The 17930-nt window shown below is 52.4% G+C and carries 15 protein-coding genes; 5 read left to right on the top strand and 10 right to left on the bottom strand.

All coding sequences use genetic code 11. The features are described from left to right. Nucleotides 1-462: 462 nt before the first annotated feature. Entirely contained in the window at nucleotides 463-1038 is a 576-nt protein-coding gene (locus DZC79_RS15560; RefSeq protein ID WP_118952525.1) for a dihydrofolate reductase family protein, read from the top strand. A gap of 294 nt (nucleotides 1039-1332) precedes the next feature. On the opposite strand, the gene DZC79_RS15555 is transcribed toward DZC79_RS15560, so the two are convergent. The 8 genes from DZC79_RS15555 to DZC79_RS15520 form a co-directional block, all read right to left on the bottom strand. Next, nucleotides 1333-1539 carry a helix-turn-helix domain-containing protein gene (locus DZC79_RS15555; RefSeq protein WP_118952524.1) on the bottom strand — a complete coding sequence of 69 codons (207 nt, stop codon included), beginning with the start codon at nucleotides 1537-1539 and terminating at the stop codon, nucleotides 1333-1335. A gap of 2 nt (nucleotides 1540-1541) precedes the next feature. Beyond that, entirely contained in the window at nucleotides 1542-2087 is a 546-nt protein-coding gene (locus tag DZC79_RS15550) for a DUF2975 domain-containing protein (protein WP_118952523.1), read from the bottom strand. 663 nt (nucleotides 2088-2750) lie between these two features. Next, nucleotides 2751-3647 (bottom strand): hypothetical protein, encoded by an 897-nt coding sequence (locus DZC79_RS15545; RefSeq protein ID WP_198666909.1) that lies wholly within the window; start codon nucleotides 3645-3647, stop codon nucleotides 2751-2753. 60 nt (nucleotides 3648-3707) lie between these two features. Further along, complete coding sequence (locus tag DZC79_RS15540) at nucleotides 3708-5684, bottom strand: T9SS type A sorting domain-containing protein (protein WP_118952521.1); 1977 nt, start codon at nucleotides 5682-5684, stop codon at nucleotides 3708-3710. Nucleotides 5685-5936: 252 nt separating this feature from the next. Beyond that, complete coding sequence (locus tag DZC79_RS15535; protein ID WP_118952520.1) at nucleotides 5937-7610, bottom strand: T9SS type A sorting domain-containing protein; 1674 nt, start codon at nucleotides 7608-7610, stop codon at nucleotides 5937-5939. Between the two features lie 237 nt (nucleotides 7611-7847). Continuing rightward, nucleotides 7848-11021, bottom strand: coding sequence for a TonB-dependent receptor (locus tag DZC79_RS15530; RefSeq protein ID WP_118952519.1), 3174 nt, complete (start codon nucleotides 11019-11021; stop codon nucleotides 7848-7850). 26 nt (nucleotides 11022-11047) lie between these two features. Continuing rightward, on the bottom strand, nucleotides 11048-12097 hold the full coding sequence (locus tag DZC79_RS15525; RefSeq protein ID WP_118952518.1) for a FecR family protein: 1050 nt from the start codon (nucleotides 12095-12097) through the stop codon (nucleotides 11048-11050). Nucleotides 12098-12274: 177 nt separating this feature from the next. After that, on the bottom strand, nucleotides 12275-12889 hold the full coding sequence (locus DZC79_RS15520) for an RNA polymerase sigma factor (protein WP_118952517.1): 615 nt from the start codon (nucleotides 12887-12889) through the stop codon (nucleotides 12275-12277). Between the two features lie 267 nt (nucleotides 12890-13156). Here DZC79_RS15520 and DZC79_RS15510 point away from each other — a divergent pair, with 267 nt between their 5' ends. From DZC79_RS15510 to DZC79_RS15495, 4 genes are read left to right on the top strand one after another with little or no spacing between them, the layout of a single operon-like run. Then, a complete protein-coding gene (locus DZC79_RS15510) occupies nucleotides 13157-13888 on the top strand; it encodes a pirin family protein (RefSeq protein ID WP_118952515.1) in 732 nt (243 codons plus the stop codon). 10 nt (nucleotides 13889-13898) lie between these two features. Then, on the top strand, nucleotides 13899-14219 hold the full coding sequence (locus DZC79_RS15505) for a response regulator receiver protein (RefSeq protein ID WP_118952514.1): 321 nt from the start codon (nucleotides 13899-13901) through the stop codon (nucleotides 14217-14219). An 8-nt stretch (nucleotides 14220-14227) separates the two neighbouring features. Next, entirely contained in the window at nucleotides 14228-15172 is a 945-nt protein-coding gene (locus DZC79_RS15500) for a ring-cleaving dioxygenase (RefSeq protein ID WP_118952513.1), read from the top strand. A 59-nt stretch (nucleotides 15173-15231) separates the two neighbouring features. Then, complete coding sequence (locus DZC79_RS15495) at nucleotides 15232-15849, top strand: alpha/beta hydrolase (RefSeq protein ID WP_118952512.1); 618 nt, start codon at nucleotides 15232-15234, stop codon at nucleotides 15847-15849. Nucleotides 15850-15859: 10 nt separating this feature from the next. Here the strand turns inward: DZC79_RS15495 and DZC79_RS15490 are convergent, their stop codons facing one another. Both DZC79_RS15490 and DZC79_RS15485 read right to left on the bottom strand, forming a co-directional pair. Then, complete coding sequence (locus DZC79_RS15490) at nucleotides 15860-16462, bottom strand: Crp/Fnr family transcriptional regulator (RefSeq protein ID WP_232831846.1); 603 nt, start codon at nucleotides 16460-16462, stop codon at nucleotides 15860-15862. A 130-nt stretch (nucleotides 16463-16592) separates the two neighbouring features. Beyond that, nucleotides 16593-17927: an HlyD family secretion protein gene (locus DZC79_RS15485; RefSeq protein WP_118952511.1), complete on the bottom strand. Its 1335-nt coding sequence runs from the start codon at nucleotides 17925-17927 to the stop codon at nucleotides 16593-16595. Nucleotides 17928-17930 lie beyond the last annotated feature (3 nt).

Here is a 17930-nt window from a genome sequence, read left to right as displayed (position 1 = left end):
CTAAAATTAAATCCTTCCGTTCTTCTTCCAGGGGTGTAAGAGACATCCCTTTCTTCCTCTTCAGGCTCGCAAATATCTATGCTTAATTATCTTCTCCCCCCAACTTTTACGATTGATCCAATATCATTTCAGCAAATTGCTTGCAGATGAATCTATTATCGCACTATAGGCTCTGTAGGAGCCGAACGTTTGTAGTGCCGGCACAAACAAACATAGATTGCTCCGTAGGAGCAAAACCAGGGTTGCTCAAAAGAATGCCGCCGTTCAGGCCCTTGCACATCCCGACCGGCTGAGACGAGCCAAAACATTTATCCTTTTGCAAGGATAAAAATAAGCAGTACTATTTTGTCGTAAATACACCCGTTATTTGTCGGCTTTACCCGATTCCATTACCGGTTTTTCTGCGAGCTTTGTATAAAATAACATCGACATAAACAATCTTCAATTCAAACAAGAACCCATATGGGAAAGATCGTCTTATTCATGCATACATCGCTCGATGGCTTTGCCGCCGGCAAAAAGGGTGAAATGGACTGGATCCATGCAGACCAGGAAATTTTCGATTTCGTAGAAGAAAGGATCTCCAAAACCAATACGGCTTTATATGGAAGGGTTACCTTCCAGATGATGGAAAGCTATTGGCCAACCGCAGCGGAGCAACCCGGTGCAAGCAAGCACGACAGGGTACATGCCGCCTGGTACAAGAACGCGCATAAGGTGGTCTTGTCAACTACACTGAATGAGGCGACATTGACCAATACAACGGTGATCGGGAAAGACTATGCCACTGCCCTTCGCAAATTAAAGCAGGAAATGGCAGGAGAAATGCTGCTTTTCGGAAGTCCCACCACCGCACACGCTCTTCTGGCAGAAAACCTGATCGATGAATGCTGGCTCTTCATCAATCCCGTATTGTTAGGTGAAGGCATTCCGGTATTTAAAGGCATCAAAGAAAAACAACCATTGAGGCTCCTGAAAACGCATGCTTTCAGCTCGGGTGTCGTCTGCCTCCAACACGAAGCGCAGCGGGAAAGCTAACTGGGTCAAGCAGGAAATAAAGAAGGGAGCGCAGCGAATGCCAAAAGCTAAAGTTCACCTTAATAAAAGCGTTCTCTTTCATCGCAGCGAACGCTGCGATGAAAGAGAACATTGTGATGCGCATAAAGCGAATAGCTACGCAACGTTAAACTCCTTAAGCAGTAGAAAAGATCCCCCGCTAAGATACATCCCTTTCTACCCGGGAATTATCTTGATGGGCTGCAGCCGTGTCTTCACCAGCACATTCCGGCTTGCGATCGGCAGCTGTCTATTCGCCGGGAAGACCCGGTGTGACTATTCCTCTTTATACTCCAGGATATCGGCCGGCTGACAGTCCAGCGTTTTGCAAATGGCCTCGAGCGTGCTGAAGCGTATGGCTCTGGCTTTGCCTGTTTTAAGCACAGAGAGATTGGATAAAGTTAAGCCGACTTTTTCGGAAAGCTCGTTCAGCGACATTTTCCGCTTCGCCATCATCACATCAAGATTTACAATTATCGGCATAGCTATATCGTTAATTCGTTTTCGGTTTGCATCTCAATTCCACGCCTGAAGATCTGGGCAATGACAAAAAGGATAATGCTCATAAACAGCCAAACATCGGCGCCGCCTAATCGTAGCTGCGCTGCATCGGGCATTGGTACCCCCAGCTTCACCAACCAACCTGCATAGGCGCTGCCCCATACCGAAAACAGACCGATCAGGAAAGACAGGTAGGCCACGTTGAGCACAAATCGCCTGAGCTCCCGGCTGAAAGGCTGGGCCAGGTCCAGCTTCTTTTCATACAGCAGCTTTATGATCAGGTAAAACAGCAGCCCACGCAGCAAGGCAACAATGCTCATGAAGAGCACCATAACAAAAAAATATCCATTGTCGTACCGCGATAAGGCCGACAGATCGGCTTGCTGCCAGAGACGACTGATGACCTTCGGGTTAACCAGGGCAAAAAAAGCGTTGACGATAAAGCCACCGGCTTCGATACATACGCCTACGAATATGATCCATGACAGGACATGCAGTATTTTCAATACCGGCTTCGCGCTAATGTTCATAAGAGTTCATTTTTTAAAAGCATATCACAAATATAGGCTAATTTTTATTGATAAACAATAAAAATTAGCTGAATTACAGAATATCGGTCCTTAGCAACCCTGGTTTTGCTCCTACGGAGCAATGTATGTTTGTTTGTGCCGGCGCTACAAACGTTCGGCTCCTACGGAGCCCTATAGCGCGGATCGCTATAAGATCATCTGCAAACCTTTCCTATGGGATGGGGAAGGCCTGCGTATAAGCGCTACAAACGTTCGGCTACGGAGCCCTATAGCGCGGATCGCTATAAGATCATCTGCAAACCTTTCCTATGAGATCGGAAAGGCCTGCGTATAAGCGCTGCAAACATTCGGCTCCTACGGAGCCCTATAGCGCGGATCGCTATAGGATTACCTGCAAACCTTTCTCATTCTATGAGATCGGGAAGACCTGCGTATAAGTGGCGTTGCCCCGGACTGTGCTATCTTATCCTTTTCGTAATGATTTGAAGTCTTCATAACGTTACCCGGTACACCCTGTAATCCCCCAGGGGTGCCAGTTGATCCCATTTTTACAGCATCCGGAAGAAAATCAGGCGTTGTAAGCTGCAAGCGGTTCTGATGTCCTTCAATAGCGAAACCCGCTTTCAGAGCGGGTTTCTATAAAACTTTCCTGATCCACTTAGGCTATTGTGTATTACCTTGCACAAAGCGGCCTTCCGCCATTCTTAATTTTTCGCCATCAGCCGCTACCAGCTCTGCCGGGCCGTATTCGGCCTGCATGAATTGTCCGTAATGATAGCGGATCAGCATCATTGGTACACCGGATGCCTGGAATGTTTTGCCCTGGCTGTTTTTATAAGCAACGGTGCTGCTGTACGTCTTAGTCCCGGTATAAGCGCCGGCAGAAATAAGGAACGAGCTGCCATCGGCAAAACCAAAGCCGATGTTATCCAGGTAGGGCGCCGTTGCCGAGCCCTGGTTCAAATTACTGGGCGACTGGCCGGCGGCCGTCATCTTCCGGCCCTCCAGGGTCATCTCCATGAAATTGTACAGGATATCGAATGCGCCTTCTTTGAAATCATAGCGCTCGGGGTAAGTTCTCGAGGTAAGCAGCAGGCTGAAAGTTCCTTTGATCCTGTGGCTCACGGTATCGACAAGCGTAACGGTAAATCTGCCACCTGCATCTGTGGTTGCCCTGCTCGTGAAGCTTTTTGTTTCGGTTTGCTGCGGCACATAGTACACAGCTGTATGAATTGATACATTCCTTTGCATTTCATAGGTGCCCGGCGTATCGGCCCCCAGCACAACAAACAGCGAATTGCCATCCAGGCTGAGAAAAGAAAATTCCAGGCCTTCGGCTGAGGGTGTCAATGCTCTGCCCAGGGCGGTAAAGCTATCGTTATTCAGCAGGGCGGTAACACTGATGACAGTATCGTGCTCTGTTGCGGGCGGTGGCGGCGGCTCATAAGGAACCACCGGGAAGGTAAAGCCATCTTCTTCTTTCCTGCAGGAGGTAAATACCGCGGCGGTAAAAAAAAACAGCAGCAAGAATAATAGATGGAGCGGGCTTTTCAGGCTCATGTAACGGCGTATTGACAGAACAGGGGCAGTCATATGTTGCTGCAGCCCGCTCCGGCTGAATTATTGAATAATGATCTTCTTTTGCTGTCCTTTGTCATTCTGCAGGAAATAGGTACCGCGCACGAGGTCTGCGATATTCAGCTCCTTAACCTGGCTGGCCCGCTTCTGCAGCACGCCGCGGACATCGTAGAGCCATACATGCTGCTGCCTAGCAGAAAAGAACAAAGTACGGCTGACAGGATTGGGCCATACCTCGAAAAAAGGAAGCGTTGCTCTGGGATCGTTGATGGAAACCGGCGGTGTTACCGGGTTACCGGTCTCTGGATCGTAACCGGGGGGCGGCGCTACCCATCCGCAGGAAGAGGGATTCTCAAAATACGCTTCCAGGTTGCTCACCGCGATCACCAGCGATCTATTGTAGGTGGAATTCGTGGAATTGGGATAGCGTATGCTGAGGAAGACCGGCGAGAATTCGGCGTTGTAGCCGAATACAGACTGTATCTCGGCGCCGCGCGGGGCTATGGCGAAGGGACGCAGGCTGCTCGGGTCGGGGTTGGTCTTGTCCAGGTCCAGCACATAGACCTCATTGATCAGGCTATCCTCATCGTAGACCTGTGCCGGGTTTCTCCGGTAGCCCGCATTGGGCACCTCTTCGTTCATGAGGAGGTAATTCTTTTGCACGTTCTCAAAGGTATTGAAGTCAAAATAGCTGAAGCCCAGGTTGCTGATCTGTTTGGGATTGGAGAAAATATAACGGCCATCCATAGAGATGCCGCCTTCGATATGCACCTTGATCGTCCATTTCCCGGTGTTCATGTCTTTGCTGAGGTCCAGTATGCGGCCATAAGGATCGAACAGCTTGGCGCCCTGCAGGCGTGGCTTTAAATGCTGCGCCAGCTTACCGCCAAAAGTAAGCGCAGGATTGGTAAAGGATTCCCCGGCATCTTCGCCGCCGGTCTCTGCCAACATATAATGCAGACCATCTGTCCGTTCGGCCTTTACCAGGTTACCCAGACGGTTGAACATGGTCGCGCCTTTTTGCAGCGCCAGCTTCCGGATGTCCAGCAGCTGCGTAAAGTCAATAGGGAACAGGGAGCCGTCCACATCCTTTTCATTCAGCAGCAGCCAGTCGCCTTCGTTGCTGTTCTCATCCTGCTTAAAGGCATAGATGCCCTTTTCGGAATGGTTATAGCGCAGCAGCACCGCCGGCTGGGTCTGGGTGGTGTAGATGATGTCGATATTATCTGCAGCGGGTACGCTCAGATCATTTTTGGTCGATTGCGCGAGCATACCACCGATATCGGCACGACCGGCAGCATACAGCTTGCGTACTATTTTTCCAGTGGTACGGTCCGCTTCCAGCAGCCAGCCCATGTTCTGATAACGTTCGATGGCCGCGGGGCCGCCTTCTACCGATCCGGCAGGCAGCGCATAGCTACCTGTCTCGGTGATGCCGGGTTGCAGATCGGCATTGCCGGCGGCCAGGCTTTCATACAGGAACAGGTTGCCTTTCTCATTTTCTGAAGAGGTCGTCTGCGCGCCGATATGCAGGCCATTGTTACCGAAGCTGCCGCCCAGGCCGTCGATATCATACATGCGGTAGTTAATATTATTCCCGCCCGGGGACTGCGGCACTACAGACCAGGTATCGTCGCTGTTCTTCTGTACATGCATTTTCAGGTAGCCGCCACCGTTACCGGTGATGCCGGTCTTATTATCTCTCAGGCTGAGGTAAAGGTCGCCTTCGATACTGGTATTGATCCCGTTGGCAGAGAACTGGGTTATATTTTTGGAATCGTAGGCCAGGGCTCCGAAGCCACCTTTAACCGGCGCGCTGTTGCTCTTTTCCAGGTTATGCGCCAGGTCGCCTTCCCGCAGCAGGATGCTGTACTTCAGGGGGCTTTGTGGTACCACAAGGGAATCGCCGGCAAAAGAAGTGTCTACAGGGCAAAAGAGCTCTGTAAAGGGCTGGGTCTGCGCATGCATGTTGACAAGACTGCAGGCGCCTGCCAGGAGTAAAAGTAATTTCTTGTTCATAATATGGTTGTGTAGATGATCGGATATGTCAAAGGGAACCGGCCGGCCGGCTATGGATCACTGCTATGACGTAAAGAGGAATGTACCTGCCCACGCTGCAGCATTACCGAATTATTAAGCTTCCCGGAATGACCGGGTAAAGACGCCTTTCTTCCGCTGCGATACAGGCCGCGGGCTGAATAATGACCATACAAAAAGGGGGAGAAACCTATATAAGGTTTCTCCCCCGATTACAAACGATGAAAATATAAACTATAAAACAACAAGTTGTCCGTTGATGGTACTGCCATCTTTCTGACGAACGGTAACCAGGTAGGTACCGGCTTTCAGACCGTTAACGTCCAGCGATACATTCTGCTCGCCGATCACGGTAACGTTGGTGTTCACTACTTTCAGCACCTGACCGCTGATCTGGTCGATGATGCTGATCTGGGCGTTACCCAGCTGAGTAGCTTCAAAGATCGCCTGCGTGCTATTGCTGGCTGGGTTAGGAGCGAAGCGTACAGTAGCTGCAGGCCTGGCCAGCGCTGCAAAGCCAGTGCCGCAGCTGTACACCTGGCCTTGGGGGCACCATGTGGTCCAGCCGGCAGTCCAGTCGGTAGTACCGAAAGCGCCGCGATACTTTACCACGGTAAATCCTGATGTCAGATCGCTGCCTTTAAAATCGGCAGTATCCAGCATAACAGCCTGTGCGAAATTAGGATTGGCAGAGCAGTAGTTGCCCTTGATGCTGGCTGCATTGGTGAAGGCAGGAACGCCGCCGGGTGTCTGGTTGCCGGATTCCAGGCAGCCGGTACCGAGTGCGCCTACATTGGCCCAGGCCAGGATAGAAGCGCCGCAACCGCCGGTCCAGGTAGAGCCGGTAAAGTTGGTGCCGTTGTCGTACAGGGAGTTGAAAGAATAGTTCAGCATATCGCCTGAAGTCAGGGAAGTGTTCACTACAGTAGGAGCGTCTTTCACGAACAGCCCATTGTCGGGCCATGAAGTTTCGATGCTGTTGTACAGGGAATGTGCAGAATTCCGGCGGATCAGGGCGCCGTTGTCGTATTCAGCGCTCAGTGTGATACCGGGGTTGCAGTATTTGGGCCCGATGAAAGTGAAGTTGCTGAAGATAGCGCGGGTCTTGGGTGTGCCCAGGTAGTCGGGTGACACATTGTTGTTATCAGATTCAATACCGTTAGAGCCGGAGATATCATGAGAAGCAGTGTCTTTGCGGATAGAAAGACCGAACTGGATCTTACCGTTATAGCCCAGGTCGGTATCAAAGTCATCATCCCTTGTATCCAGTGCGATCAGGTTCTTGGCATTCACCGTACCGCCGAAGAATTCGAAAGCGTCATCGTTGGCATTCGTTACCTGGATGTTTTCAATCTTTGTACCGTTACCTACACCCGCCAGCGTAAGACTGTTGATCTCATTATCGGGAGAGAAAGCAATACCGGCATAGTGGATCTGTACAAATGTCATTACACCGGAGTTATCGCCAACGACGGTGCCGCCAGCCAGTACGGGCACGCAGGCGCCCTCTACCTGGTAAGTGCCGCCGGGAACGTTGATAGGAGCATTACCGGCAATAATGATACCAGCCCAGTCGCCGCGGGCACGTGAACCGGCAGGCTTGGAGGAGGTAAATACGATAGGCGCGCTGGCTGTACCGGCTGCATTGATCTTAGCGCCGCGCTCAACGATCAGGGCACCTGCAGTAGACAGCTGAGAAGGGCTGAGCGGAGCCAGGCCGAATATCTTGGTGCCGGGCTGGATATTGAGGATCACACCGGATTTAACGGTAACGCATCCCCTCAGGTAATAGCACCTGTTGCTGGTCAGTGTCCTGTTGGCTGTGATGTTGCCGGATAAGGTATCCTGGGCCGAAACAGCGCCGGCAAAAAGGGTTGCGGCAGCCATCAGCATCAATGTTTTGTTCATAAGGTTTGATTTTAGTTTTTTTGATTTTTGTAGTGGTGTTCCGCCTTGCAAGGGTTCGCTACTAGGACAGGGAAAGCCTTGCTTTTGCCCACGGTTTTTATATTATGGAATCGTTAGCTCCGCTGCTTCGTAGCTGGCCCCTCCCGTTGGGTAAAAGACATAAAGCTGCCGCAGCTTTATAAAAGCATCATAGTAAAAGGGATCAGGAAAAAGAAGAGGGTTATTGCCGCCAGGCGTTCAACGTGCGGGGTTCAGGTGAAAGCGGAGGCCCAGGGTATAATAAGTCCCTTCGTACCAGCTTTGAAACCGGTTGTCCCGTGCCGCATCGTCGGCATATATATCGGGATCTTTATCGAAGGCGCCGTTGTAGTCGGCATCCTGCATCAGGCGGAACCTGCTGTTCAGTATATTCTGTATGCCGCCCCTTAGCTCCAGATGCCTGCCAATACGCTGCGCCAGCGTGAGGTCAAGCGAATGGCGGGGCATCTCCCAGGTATTGGGATTGTTGCGGGATCCTACATTGAGAATCCGTTTACCGATGATGTTGTAAGCGATATTGGCTTCGAGCCCCAGCTCACGGTCGGTAAAGTTTACACCCAGGTTAATCAGGTACGGCGACTGCCCGAACAAAGGCCGGTTGCGCACTACGCTTTCCCCGAATTTCATCACCTGCCCGAAAGCGATAAAGCTATCGGCCATCGCTACCCTGCTGAAGCTATAGGTCGCATTGGCCAGCACCGAGATCTTCTGCAGCTGCTTTGCCGTCCAGGAGCTGCCTTTGCAATACCGCTGCAAGCCCAGCATCAGCTCTACTTCTGCGCCATACACAGTAGCATTTTCGGCATTACCCCAGAAGTAGGTATTGCCGCTACCGCCCATATCCTGAGCATAGAGCTCGGGCGGATGGTTGAAATATTTGCAGAACACGCCGGCAGCAAACATTTCGCCGGTGCCGGGATAATGCTCAAAGCGGAGATCAACATTATGTATGCCCACTTGCGGCCGCATATCGGGATTACCATAGGTAACCTGAAACAGGTTCAGGTCAAAATATTTGAAAGGCGCCAGCTCGCGGAATTCGGCGCGGTTAAGGGTCCGGGCATAAGCCACCCGCAACAGGCTTTTATCCGAGAGATTATAGCTCAGGTTGGCGGAAGGCAGCAGGGAAACCATCTGGGTGTCGACAGTTACTGCTCCGGCCAAAGGCCCTGTAGTGGCCCAATGCGTACCGACCAGGTTCAGGCTGTAATGTTCTATACGCAAGCCGCCATAGAGGCTGAGTTTCGTAGTAAGCGGCAGCTCTGCCGCCATATAGCCGGCGATGACTTTATTGCTGGCATTATAGTAGCCATTTGGATTGGCATTATACAGCAGGACGGGGGCCGTACCTGCACCCTTGCCCGCGTTCAGGTTCAGCCAGTCGAAAGAAAAGGTGCGCTCCTTTTTCTCAAAATAAAACCCGGCCTTAAGCACTGGCTTAAAGCCGCCGATAACCAGCGGTTGCGTAAGATTGAGCGCGAGCGTTCTGGTCTCTTCAGGAAGGTACAGGAACATACGGCGCCATTGTGCTGCATTACCCACGCCATCTACATTGTAGGGTTCCTGCCAGATCAGCTGTCCCGTACTGTCTGATATATTACCTTGCCTGGGCGTCGTCTGTATGCGCGTACGCTGATCGGGATCGTTGAATATGCTTTTGGTATAGCCCAGAAGCCAGTCGGCTTGTGTGCTGCCAAACAAGCGATGCGTCCCACTCAATTGCCCGGTATAAATGCCTTTGAACGAATTGCTCTGTACCTGGTTCTTCATATACATGCCCTGGGTAAGGCCCAGGCCGTCGTCGTTATCTGACTGGACGATACCCCTGCGGTCGATATACTGGAAGCTGCCCAGGTGGGTATACAGGTTCCTGAACGAGATGATATGGCGACCCTTATTGATGTTCAGCGAAACGTTAGCCATACCATTTACTCTTACATCATGCTCATTCATCTTGTCGACCAGGTTGTACCCGATCTGGAACCGCCCGAGGTCTGCCCTCGATTGCCCCGGGTTGCGTGATATGACGCGGCTCTGGTACACGTTGCTGTAATTGGCGCTGGCGACAATGCCCAGGTCAAGGCTGGATGATAAGGGTATGCTGCGCGTAAAATCCAGGCCCAGCCGTTGATCCGGCACTGCCGTATGCTGAAGCGCCGTCCAGTTTTGATTCAGGTAGGGGCTATAATCCATATCGCCCGGGTTTTCGGGCGATACGACTTTGGGAAGCTTATAGGTACCATCGTCGAAGCCCAGCCAGGCATACTTCCCCTGCTTTTGTTCGTAAAAATCCCTGAAGGTCGTATTGGGCCTTACTGATGCCTGGTAAGTAATGTTCAGGTCGTTCCTGGAAGGTACATCGGTTGTAAATATTTTGACAATACCCCCTGAAAAATCACCCGGCAGCTCAGGCACCGCCGTTTTGTAAATGAGGATACGGTCGATGACGCTGCTGGGTATGGTCTCAAAAGAAAAGGCCCTGCTATCGGCCTCGAAGCTTGGCGCCGTCACATTATTCAGCAATACGGAATTATAACGTTGCGGAATGCCCCTGATCACGATAAAGCGATTCTGGATCACGCTTACACCCGGCACCCGGCGTACCACTTCGGCAGCGTCGCGGTCCTGGCTTCTGCCGATCTGCTCCCGGGAAATACCAGTGACCACCGAGCGGGCCGAGCGGATCTGGTCGATCAGCGCAATGTTGGAGCCCATCAGCTTCCGCTCTGTTACCACGACCTCGTTCAGGGCCGTAGCATCCTGGCTCATATCGATGGCCAGATGCGTATCCTGGTCCGCCCTTACCCTGACATTTTCCTGCACCAGCGTTTGGTAGCCAATCGTGGTAATGGTCAGCGTATAGCTGCCTTCTTCCAGCTCCGTGCGGAACAGTCCTTCCATATCGCTTTGCAATGACTGCCCTCCCACGGAGATCACGGCGCCGATAATCGTTTCCCCGGTGCGCTTGTCCCTGATCGCACCGGAAAGATCTCCTTTCTTTGGCTTTTTCACCGGTGCCGCCTTACTGACAACAATATTGTTCCTGATCAGGCTGTACGTCAGCTGATGCCGCAGCAGCAAGGCATCCAGCACTTTTGTCAATGCCGTTTGGCTGTAAACGCCATTGATCTTTATATCGCCGGGAAGATCTTCTTCCGTGTAGACAAAACGGTAGGGTATCTGGCCTTCCAGCCGGTGCAATGCTTCCTTAAGCGAATTATTGCTGAAAGTAATGGAACAGCTGACATCGGATAAGGCGCCGGACTGTGCCAGCACTGTGCCAGCCGTTGCCGTACACAGGAATAAAAAGACAAGACTAAACCGGAGCGCGTAGCTTCGTAAAGCAAAAGTAATTTGTAGCGGATGCCGCATTGAGGGTAAAGTTTTTAATGGCCTGGTTAATAACTGATGTACATGCTGTCCTTCCCGGAAGTAATGTGCAAGCCGGATACTCTGCTCAGCACAAGGCTGATATCCTGCAGGCTCATCGATTGGTCAAAAGTGGCGGAGATGTGCTTTGCCGGCCGGCAGCCCGGCGCAAAACGGGTACGGATATTGAACCGTCTTTCCAGCCCTGCGGCGATACCGGCAAGCGTAGCGTTCTCAAAGACCAGCCTGCCGTCGCGGATATCGCTGCTCGTACGGTTACTGATCGAGTCGACCACAAATGTTACCGTCTGGTGTTTCAGGGTAAGCTTTTTGTTCGGTGTCAGGCAGGCAAGCGCCTGCCATTGATTACGACTGTTGCGCTGGTGTACCAGTACTTTACCGGTGATCAGGGTCACTGTAGATTGCAGCTCGCCGGGATAAGCTACCACTTCAAAGCTGGTACCGAGCACTTTGGTGAACAACTTCCCTGTCTGCACGGTAAAGGGCTGCCGCGGGTTCTTCCGTACATCAAAGAAAGCAGCGCCGGTCAGCTGCACCTGCCTTTCCCCGGCCTTAAAGTGTTCGGGATAGCTGAGCCGGCTGCCGGGCGCCAGCCGTACAGCAGAGCCATCAGGCAAAGCAACTGTTGCCTCCTGTCCGTAGGCCGTGCACACCACTTTCCAGGTTTCCTCATGATGACCCGCGCCGATCATATCACGGATCAGCCCCTGCCGGCCAAAGGTAAGCAGCAACAGCAAGGCAGCAGCCGCTGCCACGGCCCATTTGCCGAACAAAGATCGCCATCGCTTCCCGCCCGCGGCCTCTATCGGAACGACAACAGGCATTTCTGCAAACACGCCGGGCAGTCCCGCCGCAACTTTTTGAAGCACGCGTTCGCCCAGCGCAGCCTCTGCGTCGTTCCTGCGCTGGTACAGATCGACGATATGGTCCAATATAGGCTGGTGCTCTTCGGGAGCGGTTCCGATCCAGGCCTCCGCCTGCTGCTGTTCCTCGTCAGTAGCGCAGCCTTTCGCAATATGCACCAGGCATTGCCAGTTTACAGGGGTACTTGCTTTCAAGCGCAGTCTGTTTTAAAGAGTTGAATGAGATGGAATAGGGCATACGCCTTCCTTTTCTATAAAAGGGACGGCGGGCAGGCTGCATTTTCCCATGCTGCCGGGGTTAAGAAATTATTAACGCTTTATCAGAAAAGTAACAGCCGGGATATTCCGCTGCAAAGAAGCTTGTGTAGCGATTCATAAGGCATAGGCAGTGAGCAGGAACAGCGTAAAGGCATTGCCCAGGGGCAGGGCATCCGATACATATTGCCGCAGCTGCTTTATGGCCCGGTCGATCTGGTTGCGCACCGTTTTTTCGGAAAGGTTCAGCTGGTCGGCGATCTGGCTGTATTTCAAGCCGCTTCTGAACATCAGGAAGACTTTTCTTCTTGCGGGAGGAAGCAGCGCCAGCGCCTCTTCCAGCAGCTTCATCCGTTCATTCATCGTTTGCTCCGGAGAAGGATCGAAAGGATGGATCACCGTATTGCTGCCATGCAGCAAAGACGTTTCTTCGCCAATGGTCTCAACCGGCGGCGCATGCTTTACCGTACGCAGGTAATTGATGCTTTGGTTCCTTACCGTAGCATAGAGGTAGGCTTTCAGGCTGCTCGAAATATCGATCTTGCTCTTTTTATCCCACAGGGTAATAAAGGCATCTGCTACAATCTCTTCAGCATCGCATTCGTTCCTGATATACTTCATACAATGCGTATGAAGCAGCCCGGAATACTTCTCAACCAGTATCCTGAAAGCATGCACATCACCGGCTTTAACGGAATCGAAAAGAAGCAGGTCAATCTGGGCAGGAGACATAGAGCAGAAATTCCTCAAAGGTAGCCGTGAGTTTCTTGCGGTAGCCGGACCCAAACGTTATATAAATATTACGCTTTGAAGACAGCATCAATTGATACAGGTAAAAACCTGGAAAACAGGGCAGCGAAGGTTTTCCGCGGACAAAGAAAATGATAGGCTCAGCTTCCGGGGTAGTCATTCTTAATATAGATTAAGTACAGATCTTAAGCCAGTTCATTGGATAAGGGTGCTTCGGCATCGGAAATTTGCAATATCAAACCGAAAAGCATGGTACAATACGTTCATCATAAAGCGGACACAAGGGGCCTTGACCATAACGGCCGGCTGGACAGCAAAAAGACCTTCAGCTTTGCCGATTATTATAATCCAAAGCGCATGGGCTTCGGCGCTCTGAGGGTGCTCAACGACGATGTTCTGGCCGGAGGAAAAGGATTTGGCTCCCATCCTCACGACAATATGGAGATCATCAGCATACCGCTTTCCGGAAGCCTGCGGCACGAAGACAGCCTGGGCAACAACGCCGTGGTACAGGCAGGGCAGGTACAGGTGATCAGCGCAGGCAGCGGGTTGTTTCATAGCGAATACAACCATAGCGCCTCGCTGCCGGCAAGCTTCCTGCAGATATGGATCTATCCTGCCGCTCTGAATACAAAGCCCCGCTATACACGCACAAACCTGCCCCTGGCAGAGCAGCAAAACAAGCTCTATACCTTTATCCGACCCGGTGGCAGCGGCCACAGCATTGCCGTACGGCCGGATACCTGGATGAGTATGGGTATCTTTGATAAAGGGGCGCAAGTCCGGTATCCGCTGCAGGAGGAAGGGAACGGCCTTTATGCTTTTGTCATCGCCGGTGAATTTGCTATAGAGGGCAAAGTCCTGCAGACCAGAGACGGCCTGGGTATCCTCAACAGCAAGGCGATAGCAGCGCAATCGTTGTCCGATGCAGCCAGCCTGCTGCTGATCGAAGTACCGATGGACCTGTCTACAATCCTTTAAATTTCATCGTATGCTTTCACAACCGATATCTATACTGGCCATTGGCTATCACCAGCCGATCATGGAGGTGGTACACCGGCTCATCAACAGCCATGGCAATTGGCAGGGCGACCTGGCGCTATCGCTGGACGCAGCACGGACAAAGCTCGCAAAGGGCGTCTATGACGCTGTGCTGCTGTGCGTTGGCGTGAGCAGCGAGGATGAGGCCATCCTCACACAGATCATGAAGACTTCCCTCCCCGAAGCGCGGATGATACGCCATTTCGGCGGCGGCAGCGGCTTGCTGGAAAGCGAGATCCGTAAAACAATGGAACAACAACCTTTTAAATAACAAGCACAATGAACGAACCGCAAATACTGGGCCTGCACCACATCACGGCGATCGCCGGCCATGCACAGCGCAATTACGATTTTTACACCCAGACCCTGGGATTACGGATGGTAAAGAAAACCGTAAACTTCGACGATCCGGGAACCTATCATTTCTATTATGGCGATGAGCAGGGAACACCGGGCACTATTCTTACGTTCTTTCCCTGGGAAGGTATAGGACAGGGAAGAACGGGAACCGGCATGGCCACGGAGATCGGCTATTCCGTACCCCCGGGCAGCCTCGATTTCTGGAAGGACCGCTTTACCCGGCTCCATGTTCCGCACGAAGCGGCCGCTGAGCGATTCGGCGAAACCTTTCTTTCCTTTACCGATCCCGACGGCTTGAACCTGGCGCTGCTGGTACCTAAAGAGGCCGATGCCAGGAAAGGATGGGCAACCGGGGACATTAAGGCAGATATTGCTACCAAAGGCTTTCACAGCACAACCTTAACCTTGAAAAAGATAGACCCTACGGCACAGGTGCTGACCGACATCTTTGGCTACCGCCTGCTGGCCCAGGAAGGCAACCGTTACCGATTTATTACCGACGCGGTACCCAATGCAGCTATCATCGACCTGCTGGAAACACCGGAAGGCCAGCCGGGGCGCAATGCAGCAGGCACCAACCATCATGTTGCCTTCAGGGTAGCGAACGATACGGTACAAATGGCCTACCGGGAAAAGGTGCTCGGCAAAGGGCTGCAGATCACACCAAAGATCGACAGGGATTATTTCTTCTCCTTGTACTTCCGCGAACCCGGCGGCGTGCTTTTCGAGATCGCCACCGACAACCCGGGCTTCACCGTAGATGAGCCGCTCGCGGAGCTGGGCAGCCACCTGAAATTGCCGAAACAATACGAAGGTATGAGGAGCGATATCGAGCAATCGTTGCCACCGCTGCAGCAATACTAACCCAAAAGCATGAGCCGCGCTGAGCGTGGCTCATGCTTTCTCAAACGATTATTATTATTATGCACACAGAACAAACAATCATCCAGGGACCTGCGCTGGCTTCGGCGGAAAGGGCATTGATCCTGCTCCATGGCAGGGGCGGCGCTGCAGCCGACATCCTGTCGCTGGCGGGACTGCTGCATGTTCCCGGCTATGCCTTGCTGGCCCCGCAGGCCACAGGCTATACCTGGTATCCGCAATCCTTCCTGGCGCCCCCAGCACAGAATGAGCCCTGGCTCTCTTCCGCGCTGGACCTGCTGAAGCAGCTGGTAAGCGATATCGAACAGCAGGGCCTGGCGCCGCAGCAGATCTATTTTGCTGGCTTTTCCCAGGGCGCCTGCCTGATGTTGGAATTCCTGGCCCGCAATGCGCGCAGGTATGGTGGCGCTGCCGCCTTTACCGGCGGGCTTATTGGCGATCGTATCTACCCGGAGCATTATTCAGGTTCCTTTGAGGGTATGCCCATCTTTATCGGCTCAAGCAATCCCGACCCGCATGTGCCGCCGCAGCGGGTAAAAGATACGTCGGCTATACTGATCCAAATGGGTGCAATAGTTACAGAGAAAATATATGATAACATGGGACATACCATTACAAAGGACGAGCTGGCGCTGGCCAACCGGCTGATCTTCGGCTAAGCCGCCGGGCTCATCTCCGTTTAATGATCGCGCTTCTTACCTTACTGAGAAATTCGGGCGATACGCCCAGGTAGCGCGCGATCTGGTTTTGCGGTACGCGCTGCACGATCTGCGGATACTTGTCGACAAAGGCCAGGTAGCGCTGCTCTGCTGTTTGCGAGACGAGACTGTGGAAGCGCCGCTGCAGGGCAAACAGGGAACGTTGTACCAGCAGCCGGAAAAGAGTTTCGAATTGGGGCAGCTTTTCATAAAGCTCCGCCTTGCCTTTGCGATCGATGATCAGCAGCTCGCTGTCTTCGATGGTCTCAATAAACATGTCGGAAGGTTTCTGCTCCGTAAAGCTGTACAGGTCGCTTACCCACCAGTCTTCTATGGCAAAGGAAAGGATCGTCTCCGTTCCGTCGTCGCTGAGATAGTAGGTACGCACACAGCCTTTAACAATGTATGCCTCGAAGTCGCATATCTCTCCCTCCTGGAGCAGGTAGCTGCGCTTCCTCACCTTGCGGAACCGGAGCAGGGAATGGAACAGCTCCCGTTCTTCCGCCGTAAGCAACAGGCATTGGTCTACAAACTTATCGATCTGCTCAAACATGAGGGTAAAGATAAACCACATGATCCATAAAGGTATGTTTTGATCTTACCGCTACCTGCCGGAAGTATTGCGCAGTACCTCTTCTATCAATATAAAAGTCACGCTATTGCAATAGCGTGACTTTTATATTGTGCGCCGGAACTGTACGTAATTAGCGCCGCCATTTACCGTAGACCTTTTCAAACAGGCGCTGCAATACGCTTTTATCTTCTGTCATGATCTCGCCCAGGCCGAAGAGCTGTGGTTGTCCCGGGATCGCTTTTCCTGCATTGGTGTTCAATCCGTTTTCCAGCTTGATATCCAGGACAAAGGTGCTGTCCATCGCGACGGCCGAACGGGAAACCACCTTTCCGCGGAGCATACCGTATTCTTCAAAGGGATAGGCGGTGAGCTTGATCAGCACCTGCTGCCCCGCTTCGATCTTGCCCGAACGGTCGATACCGATGTCGCCGCGTACGACATATTCCTGAGTCGGCGGTACCACCATCATCACGCCTTCCCCAGCCTGTACAAACTGGTTCTCCTTCCAATAACGGAAAAAGGTGACCTTACCGGCGGCAGGACTGCGCAGGATATAGCTTTGCTCCCATTGCGCATACTGCCCCAGGAAGCGGCTGGCCACATCCTTCAGCTTTTGCTGCAGCGTATTTTCTTCGCTGCGCTGCTGCTGCCGGATATCGGTAATGCTCTTCTCGTACTGCGCCTGCTGAAGGCTGTTCTGTATAATGCTGCTCTTGTTACCCTCTGTGTTCATTTGCTGGTCCAGCATCTGCTTGCGCGACTGTTCATATTCCACGCGAGAGATCACTTTGTTCTTCACCAGGTCGGAATCGGCAGAAAAACGGCGATGCTGCAGCGCCAGCTGCTCTTTCAGCATCTTGTCTTTGGCGCTCAGCTCCCGGTTCAGCTGGTTATTATAGCTGACCTGCTTTTCCAGGTTGCTTACCGTAGCGCCGTATACATTATGCTTCAGATAAAAGCGGTAATCTTCGACAGCCAGTATCAGCTCAGCATAGACCGATTGAAGATCGCCCAGGCGCAGGCCTGTGGGCACCTCCGCTCCAGCTACCAGGCGGGCGAGATCGCGGGCAGTATCGATCTGCTGTACAACGGGCAGAATATGCTGCATGTCGCTATAGTCGGCTGCATTGGTCAGAATGCAGAGCAGCTGCCCTTCCTGCACCATTTCATTGTCCTTCACAAATATGCCTTGTATCGGCAGGCTGGAGCGGGCAATCAGCTTTACCGGCGGATTGGCTGAAGAGATGGTCACCCGCGCTGGGATGATATCGGGATATTTAAAGAAATAAGCGCCGACAAAAAGGACAAGGAGCAATATGGCTACCAGGGTGATGCCCCTGCGTATGATCCAGGAAGGCATACGCCCCATGATCTCCTGGACCTCTTCGCTCCGGATATCGTCTTCGGGCCGGACCTCATCCAGGGTCCTGGGCGCTTCCATAGTATGATTGTTGTTTTCAGGCATAAT

Source organism: Taibaiella helva, from assembly GCF_003545695.1.
Lineage (GTDB): Bacteria > Bacteroidota > Bacteroidia > Chitinophagales > Chitinophagaceae > Taibaiella > Taibaiella helva.
The sequence above is the reverse complement of the archived record's forward strand: the minus strand, read 5'-3'. Positions and strand labels throughout refer to the sequence as shown.